The organism is Mycolicibacter kumamotonensis, assembly GCF_002086285.1.
Taxonomy (GTDB): Bacteria; Actinomycetota; Actinomycetes; order Mycobacteriales; family Mycobacteriaceae; genus Mycobacterium; species Mycobacterium kumamotonense.
Genome location: NZ_MVHU01000038.1, coordinates 26,733 through 42,214, shown reverse-complemented (window position 1 = coordinate 42,214; position 15,482 = coordinate 26,733). Strand labels below are relative to the sequence as shown.

The 15,482-nt window shown below is 66.3% G+C and carries 15 protein-coding genes and 2 pseudogenes; 11 read left to right on the top strand and 6 right to left on the bottom strand.

Going from position 1 to position 15,482, the window contains the following annotated elements; translation table 11 throughout:
* Positions 1 to 5: 5 nt before the first annotated feature.
* Entirely contained in the window at positions 6 to 389 is a 384-nt protein-coding gene (locus tag BST28_RS24215) for a hypothetical protein (RefSeq protein ID WP_083082482.1), read from the bottom strand.
* Between the two features lie 202 nt (positions 390 to 591).
* Between BST28_RS24215 and arsB the strand changes: the two are divergent.
* Positions 592 to 2,099, top strand: a pseudogene (gene arsB, locus BST28_RS19600) (ACR3 family arsenite efflux transporter).
* A 248-nt stretch (positions 2,100 to 2,347) separates the two neighbouring features.
* Here the strand turns inward: arsB and BST28_RS19590 are convergent.
* The 3 genes from BST28_RS19590 to BST28_RS19580 all read right to left on the bottom strand — a co-directional run bounded on the left by BST28_RS19590 (position 2,348) and on the right by BST28_RS19580 (position 4,235).
* Positions 2,348 to 2,593, bottom strand: coding sequence for a YnfA family protein (locus BST28_RS19590; RefSeq protein ID WP_420093449.1), 246 nt, complete (start codon positions 2,591 to 2,593; stop codon positions 2,348 to 2,350).
* Between the two features lie 436 nt (positions 2,594 to 3,029).
* Entirely contained in the window at positions 3,030 to 3,800 is a 771-nt protein-coding gene (locus tag BST28_RS19585; protein WP_083082474.1) for a DUF2182 domain-containing protein, read from the bottom strand.
* Positions 3,801 to 3,803: 3 nt separating this feature from the next.
* Entirely contained in the window at positions 3,804 to 4,235 is a 432-nt protein-coding gene (locus tag BST28_RS19580; protein WP_007170246.1) for a heavy metal-responsive transcriptional regulator, read from the bottom strand.
* A 121-nt stretch (positions 4,236 to 4,356) separates the two neighbouring features.
* Between BST28_RS19580 and BST28_RS19575 the strand changes: the two genes are divergently transcribed.
* The 4 genes from BST28_RS19575 to BST28_RS19560 all read left to right on the top strand — a co-directional run bounded on the left by BST28_RS19575 (position 4,357) and on the right by BST28_RS19560 (position 7,835).
* Complete coding sequence (locus BST28_RS19575; RefSeq protein ID WP_033718771.1) at positions 4,357 to 4,653, top strand: DUF1490 family protein; 297 nt, start codon at positions 4,357 to 4,359, stop codon at positions 4,651 to 4,653.
* Positions 4,654 to 4,708: 55 nt separating this feature from the next.
* Entirely contained in the window at positions 4,709 to 7,078 is a 2,370-nt protein-coding gene (locus BST28_RS19570) for a copper-translocating P-type ATPase (protein WP_089150873.1), read from the top strand.
* Between the two features lie 11 nt (positions 7,079 to 7,089).
* A complete protein-coding gene (locus BST28_RS25305) occupies positions 7,090 to 7,428 on the top strand; it encodes a transposase (RefSeq protein ID WP_033718757.1) in 339 nt (112 codons plus the stop codon).
* A gap of 143 nt (positions 7,429 to 7,571) precedes the next feature.
* Positions 7,572 to 7,835, top strand: a complete 264-nt coding sequence (locus tag BST28_RS19560) for a hypothetical protein (protein WP_007172605.1) — start codon at positions 7,572 to 7,574, stop codon at positions 7,833 to 7,835.
* Here BST28_RS19560 and BST28_RS23465 read toward each other — a convergent pair.
* Together BST28_RS23465 and BST28_RS19555 are read right to left on the bottom strand one after the other, a co-directional pair.
* Positions 7,832 to 7,993: pseudogene (locus BST28_RS23465) on the bottom strand (YnfA family protein); the annotation flags it as partial. The gene BST28_RS19560 and the pseudogene BST28_RS23465 sit on opposite strands and share 4 nt — an antisense overlap.
* Positions 7,994 to 8,079: 86 nt before the next feature.
* Complete coding sequence (locus BST28_RS19555) at positions 8,080 to 10,362, bottom strand: winged helix-turn-helix domain-containing protein (RefSeq protein WP_083082472.1); 2,283 nt, start codon at positions 10,360 to 10,362, stop codon at positions 8,080 to 8,082.
* Between the two features lie 380 nt (positions 10,363 to 10,742).
* On the opposite strand from BST28_RS19555, the gene BST28_RS19550 reads away from it, so the two are divergent.
* The 6 genes from BST28_RS19550 (at position 10,743) to BST28_RS19525 (ending at position 15,211) form a co-directional block, all read left to right on the top strand.
* A complete protein-coding gene (locus tag BST28_RS19550; protein WP_083082469.1) occupies positions 10,743 to 12,191 on the top strand; it encodes an MFS transporter in 1,449 nt (482 codons plus the stop codon).
* A gap of 226 nt (positions 12,192 to 12,417) precedes the next feature.
* Complete coding sequence (locus BST28_RS19545) at positions 12,418 to 13,344, top strand: NADP-dependent oxidoreductase (RefSeq protein WP_019735377.1); 927 nt, start codon at positions 12,418 to 12,420, stop codon at positions 13,342 to 13,344.
* A gap of 68 nt (positions 13,345 to 13,412) precedes the next feature.
* Positions 13,413 to 13,808: a cupin domain-containing protein gene (locus tag BST28_RS19540; RefSeq protein WP_083082466.1), complete on the top strand. Its 396-nt coding sequence runs from the start codon at positions 13,413 to 13,415 to the stop codon at positions 13,806 to 13,808.
* Between the two features lie 83 nt (positions 13,809 to 13,891).
* Positions 13,892 to 14,278 (top strand): hypothetical protein, encoded by a 387-nt coding sequence (locus BST28_RS19535; RefSeq protein WP_019738471.1) that lies wholly within the window; start codon positions 13,892 to 13,894, stop codon positions 14,276 to 14,278.
* 70 nt (positions 14,279 to 14,348) lie between these two features.
* Positions 14,349 to 14,591 carry a DUF8691 family protein gene (locus BST28_RS25385; protein WP_080575743.1) on the top strand — a complete coding sequence of 81 codons (243 nt, stop codon included), beginning with the start codon at positions 14,349 to 14,351 and terminating at the stop codon, positions 14,589 to 14,591.
* A 50-nt stretch (positions 14,592 to 14,641) separates the two neighbouring features.
* The gene (locus BST28_RS19525; RefSeq protein ID WP_272937542.1) at positions 14,642 to 15,211 is read left to right on the top strand and encodes a sigma-70 family RNA polymerase sigma factor; all 570 of its coding nucleotides are present in this window, start codon (positions 14,642 to 14,644) and stop codon (positions 15,209 to 15,211) included.
* Positions 15,212 to 15,482: the final 271 nt, after the last annotated feature.

Sequence of the window (15,482 nt, the reverse complement as noted above, 5' to 3'; positions counted from 1 at the left end):
AGCGTTCAACACGACTCGTTGATCGCGACGCGTGAACCACGCCAGATCCGAAGTCCACCACTCCCTGGGACGCTATCGTCCCAGTTGCGTGGATGTTTGCGCACCCCGATACGAGACCCCTTCCCGTCGACCAGAACAATCCCAAACCCGTTGCCCTTGATCGCCTTCAAAGTCGAGTCCTCGGTCTGGCGACGCCACCTCGAGAACAGCAACGTCTCCAGCAGCGTGCATGACACGGTGATTCCTCGGGGATCGTTCCCCTGATCGACGTACCGGTCCGGAACCTCCGCCAACCTCGCACACAGATCGCCATGCGTTTCGCCCAACACGAGAGCATGCTGCTCGACGAACTTCTCCACCAGCAGTTGTGGATTGTCGTGTAGGTCCATGGGGTGAATTTTTACCCCGGTATCCCACATCGGCCGGCGCGCCACGCCGTGCAAACTTGGAAAATGTTTGGCCAACCATACCTAAGAGGATACATGTATACGATGATTAATGTGCAGGTAAACACGCTGATTGACCAATAGAACGTGTTAAACCTCTGATAAGCCGTGCGGTACGCCGCTCGCGACACGGGAGAGAAACCTCATGAGTGACACCGCCATATCGACTGCTGCACCCGCAGTGGCCGCCAAGCTGTCCACACTGGACCGGTTCTTGCCGGTGTGGATCGGGGTCGCGATGGCCGCCGGCCTGCTACTCGGGCGGCTGGTGCCCGGCCTGGGCGAGGGGCTGAGCGCCGTTGAGGTCGACGGGGTCTCGCTGCCGATCGCGGCCGGGTTGCTGGTGATGATGTATCCGGTGCTGGCCAAGGTCCGCTACGACCAGCTCGGCGAGGTGACCGCCGACCGTAAACTGCTGGTGTCCTCGCTGGTGTTGAACTGGTTGATCGGGCCGGCATTGATGTTCGCCCTGGCCTGGCTGCTGCTGCCCGATCTGCCCGAATACCGCACCGGGTTGATCATCGTCGGGCTGGCCCGCTGCATCGCCATGGTCATCATTTGGAACGACCTGGCCTGCGGGGACCGCGAAGCCGCCGCAGTGCTCGTTGCGTTGAACTCGATCTTTCAGGTCTTCATGTTCGCTGCGCTGGGCTGGTTCTATCTGTCGGTACTGCCGGGCTGGCTGGGCCTGGCCCAAGCCGGGATCGAGGTGTCCCCGTGGCAGATCGCCAGATCCGTGCTGATCTTCCTCGGCATCCCGCTGCTGGCCGGATACCTGTCCCGCCGCCTGGGCGAGCGGGCCAAGGGCCACCCCTGGTATGAGTCGCAGTTCCTGCCGCGTATCGGCCCCTGGGCGCTCTATGGGCTGCTGTTCACCATCGTCATCCTGTTTGCCCTTCAAGGCGATCAGATCACCTCCCGGCCTTTCGATGTCGCCCGCATCGCGGTGCCGCTACTGGCCTACTTCGCGATCATGTGGGCCAGCGGCTACCTACTCGGCGCCGTGCTGAAAGTGGGCTACGAACGCACCACCACGTTGGCGTTCACCGCCGCCGGCAACAACTTCGAACTGGCGATCGCCGTGGCGATCGCCACCTACGGCGCCACCTCCGGGCAAGCCCTGGCCGGGGTTGTCGGCCCACTCATCGAAGTACCCGTGCTGGTCGGATTGGTCTACGTGTCCTTGGCACTGCGCACCCGCCTCTTCGGATCCCAGCCAGCCCCAAGCGGGGACCGCTGATGGCCGATAAACCCAGCGTCCTGTTCGTCTGCGTGCATAACGCCGGACGCTCCCAGATGGCCGCCGGGCTGCTCACCCACCTGGCCGGTGACCGCATCGAGGTCCGCTCCGCGGGCACCGAACCCGCCGACCAGATCAACCCCGTCGCCGTGGCCGCGATGGCCGAACTGGGCATCGACATCACGGCCAACACCCCCACGGTGCTCACCGCCGACACGGTGCAGACCAGCGACGTCGTGATCACCATGGGCTGCGGAGACACCTGCCCATATTTCCCGGGCGTCACCTACCGGGACTGGAAACTGCCCGACCCTGCCGCCCAACCCGTTGAGGTCGTCCGCTCCATCCGCGACGACATCGCCAACCGCGTCCAGGCCCTGATCGCCGAACTGCTACCCGGCACCACCACATAACCCAAACCCACAGTCACCCAAACCTGTTACGCCACTGAGATCCCCGGGTTATCCAACGCGGCAACGGCCCATGAAATGCTGGTCGACTGTCTGGCCGTACTCGGGATCGATACGGCGATCACTGAGCGTGTCGGCCCGTTTCCGTCACCGTCGATACTAATCGGCGGGACCGAGGTGATGCGTCCCGCTCCGCCCCCGATGGGTGATATCTGTCGGTTGAGCATGCCCGGCCGCCACGTGATGCTCAGCTAGCGAGGGGCATACATGATCACGGCGACGCCGGCGACGAATACGCCGCCGTAGGCGGCCAGGATCCGGCCGAAATGGGCCTCGGACTGCAGGGTGGCGACGAACCCGTAAATTCCTAGCGCGATGACGCCGAGTCCCGCCCAGAGCCAACCACGTTGCTCGCGGACGCCTTGCCAGACAAGCCAGGCGCCGCCGATTTCGGCGACCGCAGCCAGGACGAATAGCAGGATTGAACGCGCCACCATGATTGCTGATCTTAGGAGAGCTGGCCGGGGCATCGGGTCGTCCCCGGCTTCCGGACGCGGCAGCCCCACAACCCGATCGTCGACCGGTGCGCGTACCCGTCACAGACACCTGCCCCGCACACCATACTCAGAGAGCCAACCGACGGGAACCGACGCGAACACGGCAATGCGTTGGCGTTCAAATCGAATGCCGCACTGCCGGTTCGGTCAGTTCTTCGAGAACTGGGCACTCGGCACTGGACCCGCTCACGCAGGCAGCACTGGCATCCTCGATCCACCCCGCAATACTGTGCTCAAGCGCACGGATCTGCGGCACCGCAGGTCAACGGCCCCGAGCGCCTCAGATCAAACGACAACGGACAGCCAGATCAAATGCCGTCGCTAAAGTGCAGGGGCGGGTTGCGTTGTTGTGTCGTCGTCATGACGTAACTCCTCGCTAAACAAGGTTGATGACCAACGCGGGGTGCGCCAGCAGCACAACGCCAAGGATGACGAGCACCGCCCCCGTGACGCGCGTGAGCCAATCGCCGAAGGAGGCGACTCGCTCCAGCCAGATCACCACCGAGAGCGCCAGCATCCACGCCAATTGCATGGTGCCGAAGGCGATCATGACTACGAACAGCATCCAGCAGCTGCCCAGACAAAAGACGCCGTAGCGCCCACCGGCACGAAGCGCCCGGGCCGGGCTGTCGTGGTACTTGCCGCACGGCGGGGAAACCGACAATGGCCAGTAGCAGTGCCGCAGGCACGCTGCTTTCAGCGGCGTGAGCTGATAGATCCCGGCGGCCAGCGCTATGGCGCCGGCCAGGCGGCCGACCCACGGTGATCCGTGTGCCAGTGGCCCGTTGAGGTGGCTCCACGCCCAGAAGGCGGGGATCCCGGTGGCGCTCCACAGGGCCAGGTATCCGGCGACGAAGACGATCGCTGGAGCGGCGCTGCCGGTGGCGGCGCGGGCGTAGGCGCGAACGACGGGCAGGACCGCAGGAAGCATCATCGCGGCCATCATGGCCACCCACGCGATGAGGAAACCGGCGAACGACATCATTGGCGCGGTCTCCATGGGCATTCCTGGCTCGGTGTCCATAGACATGGCGTCGCCGGTCATGCTGACCACTGACCACCACCAGCCCACCCCCGCCACACCCAGCAGGGCGGCCGGCAACCACGCATCAGTCCATGACCACTCACGCATTTCGGTGCTGTTCATGGTCTAGTGGCCGGGACCGACGGTGGCGTCGGCATCCAGGTCGCTTTCCAGAATCCAGCACACCGTGGACTGGTCATGTTCGGTGGGCGCGGCGTGCGCCGCGTGGTCGAGAAGGGTCTGCAGGTGGCCTTCGAGGGCGACCAGTTCGGCGATCTGCGCGCGGACTTGGTCCAGACGGGTGTGCAGGACCTGTTGCACGTGCCCGCACGGCACCTCACCGCGGTCGTGGATCGCCAGGATTTGGCGCACCTTCTGCAAGGTCAGCCCGGCGGCTTGGCCCCGATGGATGAACCGCAGCCGATCCACGACCTCGGGCCCGTAGTCGCGGTACCCCGACGCCGTGCGTGCCGGTGGCGGGAGCAGCCCCGCGTTCTCGTAGAAGCGAATGGTTTTCGCGCTGGTATTGCTGAGTTTCGCTAGTTCGCCGATCTGCATGGAACCCATCCTTGACCTTCCACTGTACTGGAAGGTCAAGGATGGGTTCGTGTCGCTCCGCAGCGACCGTGGCCGACTGGTCACCGTTTGGCGGTGCAACGACGGGAAGGGAGTGCTTGGTATGGCGTGGCATGGGTTCTTGATGAAGGCGGCGCCCACGGTGGTAACCGGGGTGGTGGGGGTTGCGGCGTATGAGGCAGTGCGCACGGCCGTGGCGAAGGTTCCGTTGCGCACGGCAACCGTTGCTGTGACCGCGTGGGGCATCCGGGCCGCCCGCGAAGCGCAGCGCACGGCCGAAACGAACACGGAACAGATCCGATTGACGGTCGCCGACGTGGTTGCCGAGGCACGAGAGCGCGCCGGAGAGGACACCGAACCGGCGATCGTGACGAGCCCGGGCGACGGCCATGACGACTGAGGTCCTGCCGGCCGCCGACGCCACGGCGACGGTCGTATCGGACGCGTCCGGGCGGATGCGGCTGCGCATCACCGGATTTCATGTCGATGCGGTCCGGGCCGTCGCGATCGAGGAGACTCTGGCCACGGTGCCCGGTGTGCAGGCGGTGACGGCCTATCCGCGCACGGCATCGGTGGTGATCCAGTATTCGCCGCAGCGCTGCGACACCGCGGCGGTGCTGTCGGCGATCGGCGTAGCCGAGCACATCCCTGCAGAGTTGGTGCCCACCCGTGCCCCGCATTCCGGCGATGCGCGCACCCCCGGGGTGGTGCGCAAGGCCATCGGTGGACTCCGCCGATTACTGGGCGCCCGGCCCGATAGCGACGCGCCGCGCGACACCGAGGGTAGTGGCGGCTGCGGGCAGGGACAGGGCGGTGCGTGCGGCACGGCGTCCTCGGGTGAACTGAACAGGCGTGAGCAGCGGAACTGGTTGCGGCGGTTGTGGCTGGCCATGCCGTTGGCGCTGCTGGCGTCGGTGTCGACGATGGTGTTCGGCGCCTATCCGTGGGCGGGGTGGTTGGCGTTCGCGGCGACGGTACCGGTGCAATTCGTCGCCGGGTGGCCGTTCCTGCGCGGCGCGGTGCAGCAGGCGCGGGCGGGAAGCGCCAACATGGACACGCTGATCACACTGGGCACATTGACCGCATTCGGCTACTCCACGTATGAGTTGTTCGCCGGTGGCGCACTGTTCTTCGAGACGGCGGCGCTGATCATTGCGTTCGTGGTGCTGGGTCGCTATTTCGAGGCCAGATCCACGAGCAAGGCGTCGGAGGCGATCGGCAAGCTTTTGGAGATGGGCGCCAAGGAAGCCTGCCTGCTCGTCGGCGGGCAAGAAATTCTCGTGCCGGTTGATCAGGTACAAGTCGGAGACCTGGTACGGGTACGGCCTGGGGAGAAGATCCCGGTCGACGGCGAGATCACCGACGGGCGCGCCGTCGTCGATGAGTCAATGCTGACCGGCGAGTCCGTCCCGGTCGAAAAATCGGTGGGCGACCGTGTTGCCGGTGCGACGGTCAACATCGACGGGCTGCTGACCGTGCGCGCCACCGCCGTCGGCGCCGATACCGCACTGGCGCAGATTGTGCGCCTGGTCGAGCAGGCACAGGGCGGCAAGGCGCCGGTACAGCGACTGGCTGACCGCGTCTCGGCGGTGTTCGTCCCGGCCGTCGTCGGGGTTGCCGCGGTGACATTTGCCGGGTGGACGCTGATCGCCGCCAACCCAGTCGCCGGTATGACCGCCGCGGTGGCGGTGCTGATCATCGCGTGCCCCTGTGCGCTGGGCCTGGCCACTCCCACGGCGATCACGGTCGGCACCGGCCGCGGCGCGGAACTGGGGATCCTGGTCAAAGGCGGCGAGGTGATGGAAGCGTCGAAGAAGATCGACACCGTGGTCTTCGACAAAACCGGCACGCTGACCCGCGCCCAGATGCGGGTCACCGATGTGATTGCCGGCAAGCGGCGCCAGCCCAATCTGGTGCTGCAGATCGCCGCCGCGGTCGAGTCGGGCTCCGAGCACCCCATCGGCGCGGCGATCGTCGCGGCCGCGCGCGAGCTGGGGTTGCAGATTCCGGCCGCCACGGCGTTCGCCAGCCTCGCCGGCCACGGGGTGCAGGCCCAGATCGACGGCCGCACCGTGCTGGTCGGACGTCGCACACTTGTCGACGACCACGAGCTGCTGCTGCCTGAGCACCTTGCGGCGGCGGCCGCCGAACTCGAAGAGCAAGGCCGCACCGCGGTGTTCGTCGGCCGCGACGACCACGTTGTGGGCGTGCTCGCCGTCGCTGACACGGTCAAGGACGACGCCGCCGACGTGGTCGCTCAACTGCACGCCATGGGCTTGCAGGTCGCCATGATCACCGGCGACAACGCGCGCACCGCCGCCGCGATCGCCACACAGGTCGGCATCGATCACGTCCTGGCTGAGGTGCTGCCGCAGGACAAGGTCACCGAAATCGAGCGGCTACAAGACCAGGGGCGGGTGGTCGCGATGGTGGGCGACGGCGTCAACGACGCCCCCGCGCTGGTGCAGGCCGATCTGGGCATTGCGATCGGCACCGGCACCGACGTGGCCATCGAGGCCTCCGACATCACGCTGATGTCCGGCCGGCTCGACGGTGTTGTGGAGGCGATCGCGCTCTCGCGGCAGACGCTGCGCACCATCCACCAGAACCTTGGCTGGGCCTTCGGCTACAACACCGCCGCGATCCCCCTAGCCGCACTCGGTCTGCTCAACCCGATCATCGCGGGAGCGGCGATGGGGCTCTCCTCGGTCAGCGTGGTCACCAACTCGCTGCGGCTACGCCGCTTCGGCCGCCACACCCGACAAGGATCGCCCCAGACCGCCCACATGGTGGACATCCCAGATAGCGCGACGTGGGATTCGTGAAGCCAGTAGGTATGCCACAACATCGGCGCTCATTCACCCCGCAGTATCGAGTCACGGCCGCGCACATGGTGATCGACGGGCAGCGGCGAGTCGCTGAGGTAGCCCGCCAGCTAAACGTGGACACGAGCCTGCTGCATACATGGGTGCGCGATGAGCGGTGGCTGATGTCCCAGGCCCGCAGCGGTGACGGCCAGCGGCCAGATGTCGCTGGCGAACAGCCGCTTTCGGTCCAGGAGCGAGCGGATTTGGTCCGGCTAGGGCAGACCGCAGCCGAGCAGGCGCAAGAAATGGCCGGCATAGACGCGTCTCGGCACACTTTGCGACCGCAGCAGCGGCGAGCCGCGGCTTGAACTCGCCGCAAGGGAGTGCGCCTGCCACGGCGTACCCGAAATCGCCGAGCTACCGGGCGCGTCGAACTCCGGCTGCAACTGTCACCGGGTCGCGAAAATTGACCCACCTGAGATGCTAATGACGGGTGTTGGGAGACCGTGGGATGCGGATTGAGATTCTGAGCAGCCCGGGCTGTCCGAACGCGGCAACGGCCCATGAAATGCTGGTCGACTGTTTGGCCGTGGTCGGGATCAACACGGCGATCGTTGAGCGGGTCGGACCCTTTCCGTCACCGTCGATACTGATTGACGGCACCGATGTGATGCGTCCCGATCGGCCGCCGACGGGTGACGTCTGTCGGTTGGATCTGCCCAGCCGTGACGTCATACTGACCGCGCTGCGACGGGCGATTGCGGCCGAAAGCTAGTGGCCGCGAGGAGCGTACATGTTCACGGCAACGCCGGCCAGGAAAACCAGGGGCGCCAAGCACGTCCCAGCGGCCGGGTCGGAACCCCTCGAGGGCCATACCCCACGCCAGCGAGCCGCCGACGAACACGCCTCCCCGTAGGCGGCCAGGATCCGGCCTATTTACCTCAGATCAGATGACAAACCACCCGCAACAGGATCGCCATTTGATCTGAGGCACCGCAGGTCAGACGCCCGCACCTGCCTCAGATAGAACGACAACGGACAAGCAGGCCGAGCTCGCGCGCTCGACTGACCGCGGCGCCGCGGCGCTCGACGCCGAGCTTGCGATACACAGCGCGCTGGTGAGTCTTGACCGTGTTGAGCGAGATGTAGAGCCGCGCACCGATCTCACGCCGCGACAGCCGGGTGGCGAGCAGTCGAAGGACCTCGAGTTCTTTGGGGGTCAGCTCCTCACCGGCCGCGCAGGCCGCGTTACGGGAGCTCACCGCGAGTCCCGCCCTCCGCTCGGCCGACGTGAGCGAGGATGGCACTGTGCCGGCATCGGGGTAACCGCGCACCAGCGTACGGACGTCTTGGAGGATGGCCTTCGCGGACTGGTGGTCGCCGAGATCCTCGAAGACCTCCGCTTTGACCAGCAGCGCCTTCACCACCTCGAGGGCCGCTCCGCCCTGGCGGGCCGATCGGAGGGCCATATCGGCGGCGGTCATCGCGGCCGTCCCGTCACCGCGCATGGCCAGCAGCCGGGCCACGGCAAGTGAGACCATCGCGTCGACCAGGTGCTCCCCGTCCGCCAGGTCCCGAGTGCTGCCGGAAGCGCGGCGGATCTGTCGTTCGGCATCAGCGGGCTGACCATCTTCGGCCCAGATCAGCGCCGAATAGCCCAATGAGTAGCTGCGGGCACGGCGATCGCCCGCCTTCTCGGCTACCTGCGCTGCCAGCCGGAAAGCCTCCTGCGCTTCGTGTGTGCTTCCCGAAAAGTACAGCGCTGCCCCATAGATACTGTGAGCGCCGGATCGGGCCAGCGGGGCGTCGCCGAGATCGAGGTCGATCGCCCGGCGAGCCCCTTCGAGCGCGGCCGTGACGTCAGCCGCCTTGAACGCGTGGACCGCCCGTAGCACCGCGACTTGAGCGCTGAGGGCTCCGTCGTCGGCCGAGGCGGCGGATGCCACCGCGTCGATCCATGCGGCGCCCTCGTCGAGGTGACCCGCGCTCAACGCGAGCCAGGCCCGGGCCACGCTCAGCCGCGGATCCTGTAGGACCGTCCCGTCGGGAAGCAGATCGAGCCAGCCGGCCACGGTCGAGAGCCCGCCCCCGTTGAACTCATTGACCCAGTCGGCGGCGATCAAATCCGCGCCGCGCGCGATCTCGCCGGCAGCGACCAGGTGCCGCACCGCTTCATCGACCAGCCCCTCGGCCTCGAACCAGTTCGCGGCGCGTCGGTGCAAGTCGGCGACGAGATCGGGTTCGAGGCGATGCAACTCCGCCCGCAGCAAATCCCCGAACAGCTGGTGATAGCGATACCAGCAACGCGACATGTCCAACGGCACCACAAACAGGTTCTCGCGCTCGATCTTCTCCAGGACCGCGGCCGAACCCGACGTCTGCAAAATCGCATCGCACAGTGCACCGCTGAGGCGTCCCAAGACCGAGGTACGGAGCAGAAAGCTGCGCAGCTGCGCAGGCTGACCCTCGAGCACCTCGGCCATCAGATAGTCGACGATATGCCGGTTATCGCCGGCGAAGTTCTTGATGAACGCGGCGGAATCAGCGCGCCCGACAAGGGAGAGTGCGGCAAGGTAGAGTCCGGCAACCCAGCCTTCCGTGCGCTGGTACAGCAGGTGGATATCGGCGTCGGGCAGGTCCAGCCCGAGCATCGCGTTGAGCAGATGGTCCGCCTCGACAGACCCGAACCGCAGATCGTCGGCCCGCACCTCGGCCAGATCCCCGCCGGCCCTCAGTCGAGCCAACGGCAGCATCGGGTCGGATCGGGAGGCCACCACCAGTTGAAGGTTCGCCGGCATCCGGCTGATGACGAAGGACAACTGCTCGTGAACCGCCCGGTTCGACACCAGGTGGTAATCGTCGAGGATGAGCACGATCGGGTCAGGGACCGACTCCACATCGTTCAGCAGGGTGGGCAGAACGACCTGAACGGGGTCGGCGCCCATCGCCAGGAGTTCGACCGCGCGTGTCCCGACGTCGGAGCTGATCTTCTGCAACGCGGCAACGACATACATCCAGAACCAGACCGGGTCGTTGTCGGAGGGGTCAAGCGACAGCCAGCCGAACCGCTGGTTCCTGCCCGCCTCCGCGGCCCACTGGGCGAGCAATGTCGTTTTGCCCCAGCCTGCCGGGGCACTCAACAAGGTGAGCTTGCGGCGGTGTCCCGCCGACAGTGCGCCCAGCAGCGCGGCCCGGCGGACCAGCCGCGACCCGGCGGTCGGGACACGCACTTTGGTGTCGAGCAGGACTGCTCGGGCGGCTTCTCCGGGGTCGCCGTCGCTGTGTCCGGTTGGGTCGGTCACTTCCGAACTCCTCGAATCCGTTGAACCCAAGGGCAAGACCGCAACCGGCATTGCGGCACTGTCCGCGGGCGGCATCTCGACAGCCCAGTTGTTCTCTACCGGTACCCGCACGCTGGTTCTGCGACATCCCCCGGTGGCGGACACCGGCGACACCCGGGGTGTCGTCCTCAGTTCTCGTCGTCGCCGGCTGGCAGTCAGTGTAGGCGTACCCCTTGCCCCACTTGCAGCAAATCCCGACGGAGATCCTCGGCAACTCACCCGGGTGAATCAGGTGCCGGGGTGATGACGGCGCACGTCGCGTAGGTGGAGGCTGCCCTGAACGGCCGGCGGTCGAACCACCGACTTGTCGGCGACGGAAGGCCTGAAAAGAGACGGCACTGATGCGCACGTTGCGTGACTCGGCACCCACCAGCCGTGCGATGACGGTCGCAGTGCTGGTGTCCATGGTCGCGTTCCTCGACTCCACCGTGATCAACCTGGCCTTACCGGCCATCGAGCGCGACATCGGTGGCGGCCTGGCCCTGCAGCAATGGATCGTCGACGGCTATCTGCTGACGATGGCGGCGGCGATCCTGCCCGGCGGGTCGATCTCGGATGTGTTCGGACGTGTTCCGGTAATACGGTTCGGGCTCTTGGCTTTCGGGGCGGGCTCGGTTATGGCTGCCGCCGCCGGTTCGCCGGCGATGCTGATCGCCGCGCGCCTGATTCAGGGCCTGGGAGCCGCCTTCCTCGTTCCCGGGTCGCTGGCGCTGATCGACACGGTGTTTGACAAAGCGCGCCAGTCTGAGGCAATCGGCGTATGGACCGGATGGACGGGAACCGCCTTTGCGCTGGGGCCCCTGCTGGGCGGAATGGCCGTTGATTTCCTGGGCTGGCGTTGGATTTTCGTATTTTCGGCGGTCCCCGTGGCAATCGGTTATGCGCTGACGTTCTGGCTCTGCCCGACGCCGGGGCGGGTTCCGGGCGCCCGTGTCGACATCGTCGGGATGGGCCTGTCGGCGCTGGGACTGGCGGCGACGGTGTATGCGCTCATCGAATCGCAGCACTACGGATGGGCCGACCCGATGGTCGTCACACCATCGGTGATCGGGATTGCGGCGCTGGCCGGCTTTGTGAATGGGCAACGGCACAGCGCCTCTCCGATGCTTCCCTTGCCGCTGTTCGCTTTTCGCAATTTCGCTGCCGCCAACCTCTGCACCGCGTGCGTCTATGGAGCGCTGGTGCTGGGATCACTCGCCATCGCCCTGTACACCCAGGAGATCGGCGGGTACTCAGCCACCGCGACCGGCGTCGCCACTCTGCCGATCCCGGCACTGTCGTTCGTGTTCGCCCGTCATGTCGGCCTGGTTGCCGAGCGGGTGGGTCCGCGGGTGTTTCTGGTTGGCGGCCCGAGTTTGGCGGGCATCGGCCTTTTGCTGATTCATCCGAAAGCTGCCGGATTTCACGTACTCACAGACCTGCTTCCGGGGATGATCGTGTTGGCGGCCGGGCTTGTCGCGACCATTACGCCGCTGACCTCGGTAGCGCTGGCCTCGGTGCCGGCCGAATACGGCGGCCTGGCGTCGGCGATCAACAACGCCGTCTCACGACTGGCCGCGCTGATGTCGATCGCATCGATGAGCCTGATCGGTGCGGGTACGGTGAGCGCCGCCGGTTTCGCCCACGTGTTGACGGCGAGCGCCGCACTGTTCGGTCTCAGCGCGTTGTGTGCTGCGCTGTGGATAACCAATCCGCCTGCCGGGTACCGCCCGGTGCCCTGCGACGTCGCGGCGCTGTGCCGCGACCGCCCCGGTGTGCAACCGGCCCTGACCGGCGGCCCCACCCACTGATGCCCTCAGGTTCACCCGGGTGAACCAGATCGCGGGGTGATGACGACTCACCCCACACCGGTAAATGCTTGCTCAGCAGATGGCGAACGCAGGTAGCCGCATCAGGCGTCCAGGCGACCGGCTTGACCGTAGCAGCGGCGGTGGCACCAGTGATGTGCCGATGCCGAGCCATCGCCGTCGGCGACAGCCAGCCGTTCGGGGTCAACCACTTCAGGGAGGATCCGCCATGCAAGCCATCACTGTGAAGGACCGCGACGCCGGCGTTGCCGGCCTGACGCTGACCGACATGCCCTATCCCGAGGCCGCCGACAGCGAAGTGATCGTGCGGGTACACGCCGCGGGTTTCACACCCGGGGAGCTCGAGTGGCCGCACACCTGGACCGACCGCGCCGGTCGTGACCGGACACCGAGCATTCCAGGCCATGAACTGTCGGGTGTCGTGGTCGAGTTGGGCTACGGGACCACCGGCTTGGGCCTAGGTCAACGGGTATTCGGTCTCACCGACTGGGCCCGCAACGGATCACTCGCGGAGTACACCGCTGTCGAAGCCCGCAACCTCGCACCGCTGCCGGTCGACATCGACCACACCGTGGCAGCGGCCCTACCGATCTCCGGACTGGCCGCCTGGCAGGGCCTGTTCGACCACGGCCGTCTGACGGCGGGGCAGACGGTCTTAGTGCATGGCGCCGCGGGGGGCGTCGGGTCGGTGGCGGTGCAACTGGCTCGCGAGGTAGGCGCATACGTCATCGGCACCGGCCGTGGCGCGGATCGAGAGCGGGCGCTCGCGCTCGGCGCCCACGACTTTCTCGACTTGGAGGACGACGGTCTCGACGGCGCCGGCGAAGTCGACGTGGTGTTCGACGTGATCGGCGGAGAGATCCTCGCCCGCTCGGCCGCTCTGGTGCGCGCCGGCGGAACGCTCGTCACCATCGCCGAACCGCCGGAAACCAGGCCGAGGGACGGGCGGGCCATCTTCTTCCTTGTCGAAGCCGATCGCGCCAGGCTCTCAGACCTCGCCGCGCGAGTACGCGATGGACGCCTCACACCCGTGGTGGGTGCCGTGCTGCCACTCACCGAGACCGCCGCCGCATTCGCACCCGAGAAGCGCATCCACGGCAAGACGATCCTGCGCGTCGTCGAAGAAGGGAGCTGATCGTGACCGTGAGGCGAGGCGGAAACACCAGGGGCCGAATAATCGGGCTTACCGTCTTGATCGCCGGAATGGTGGCATCACCGGCGGCTCAGGCCGAGCCGGCTCCGCAGAACTCAGATGAAAAACCCTTGGTGCGTACGGTTTTCGATCGCCCCACCAACGTCGCAGGCAAATCACTTGAAGCGGTGACAGTCAGTTATCGGCCCGGGGCGAAGAGCGCAGGCCACCACCACGCGGGATCGGCGTTCATCATGGCTTATGTGATCTCCGGCGCGGTCCGCAGTCAACTCGAGGGGGAACCCGCTCACGTTTATCAGGCCGGTGAGACGTGGAGTGAATCTCCCGGTGCGCACCACATCGTCAGCGAGAACGCCAGCGCCACCGAACCCGCGGAATTGCTCGCGGTCTTTCTGGTCGATACCGGCGACCACCCGCTCACCACGGACGACTCGACGCAAACATGAACGTCCAGGCCGGGGGTGGCACTCCATCGCGGGTGCACGTGCCTAGGCCCGGTCCGGCCCGAGCTGTCCGGCTGGCACTTCGGGTGTCACTCGCGGCGGCCTTCCTGTCTGCAGTCGCAGACAGATTCGGCCTGTGGGAGCTGTGCGGGCAAGGTAACTGGGGGAGCTTGGGCCCCTTCACCGACTACACGCATGAGCTTGTCCCCTTCGCCTCCGGATGGCTGTTGACCGTCATCGTGTGGGCCGTCACGTTCACCGAAGCGACCCTTGGCCTGCTGCTCCTGGCCGGCGCCTGGCCGCAATTCGTCGGTTGGGCAACGTGCCTGGTGCTCACCATATTCGGTACGGCGATGGCGCTGTCGGCCGGCGTCGAGGCCCCGCTCAGTTACAGCGTTTTCTCCGCAGCCAGCGCGGCCGCGGCCTACGCGGTACTTGGCGGGGCGCGTCTGAAGCTCACCCAGGTGAATTGACCCGCCGGGCGATGACCGCTCACCCCGCAGCGATGAATGCTGGCGAGCAGATGAGGATCGGGAGGGACCGATGGAGCCTACGAGGTACCGGATCTGCGTCCGGGGTCGCGTCTCCGAGCGACTCGGCTCGGCGTTCGAAGGGATGCAACTGGAGTCTGGTGCGACGGAAACGGGATTTTTTGGAGAAGTCCGCGACCAGTCACAGCTTTTCGGTCTTCTCGACCGGGTCCGGGATCTTGGTCTCGAACTCGTCAGTGTGCAACCGCAACCGGCGGCCGACTCACCGATCGCTATCCGGGAGCCGAGGAGTTGACCACGAATTCACTGGCCGGTCGGGAGTCGGGTGACACCACCACGGCTCCGGTGGTCGCCACGGAGTTTGAACGCGATGTGCTCCCCCTGTTTGATCTGCTTTACCGGCACGCTTTTCGGATGACCTCCAACCACGCCGATGCAGAGGATCTGCTGCAGGAAACGGCGATCAAAGCCTACGCAGGCCTGAACTCATTCCTGCCGGGATCCAACCTCAAGGCATGGCTTTTCCGGATCATGATCAACACCTACATCGGTGACTACCGGAAGAAGAAGCGGCAACCCGTGCACGTTTCGGCAGAGGTGACCACCGGGCGACGACTGGTCAGTGCCGCCGGCCGGCCGGCGGCGTTACGGTCAGCCGAAGATTTGGCACTCGACCTGCTACCGGACCCGCAGATAAAGGCGGCGATGGAGGACCTGCCCGAGCAGTTTCGGGTGGCCGTCTATTTTGCCGACATCGTGGGATATTCCTACAAAGAGATCGCCGCGATGCTGGACATCCGGCAAGGAACGGTGAGTTCACGGATCAACCGTGGCCGCCGCCAGCTGCGCGACCTGCTGGCCGACTCACCCGGGGCGCGGCGAAGTTCGGGTGCCCGCCGCGGCGGGATTGATTAGGCGCCGGTGGACAAAAACAGTGCCAGGGTCAGTAGCACGACGCACGCGATGCAGGTCCAGACTCCCAGGGCCGCTGACGCCATAGTTCGGTTCCAATCTGTGATGAGTTCTCCGTCGGCGGCCGAGCCGCGCAGTCTGCGCAGGTGGACGGCCGTGCCGCGATCGCACCCAAGTTAGCGGTACGGCTTCGTCGACGTCAACAAGGCCGCCGGGCCGCCCCCGCCGTGCCGACATCGCCGGCCGTGCGTTTCCCCGCCGGTAAACGGGTATA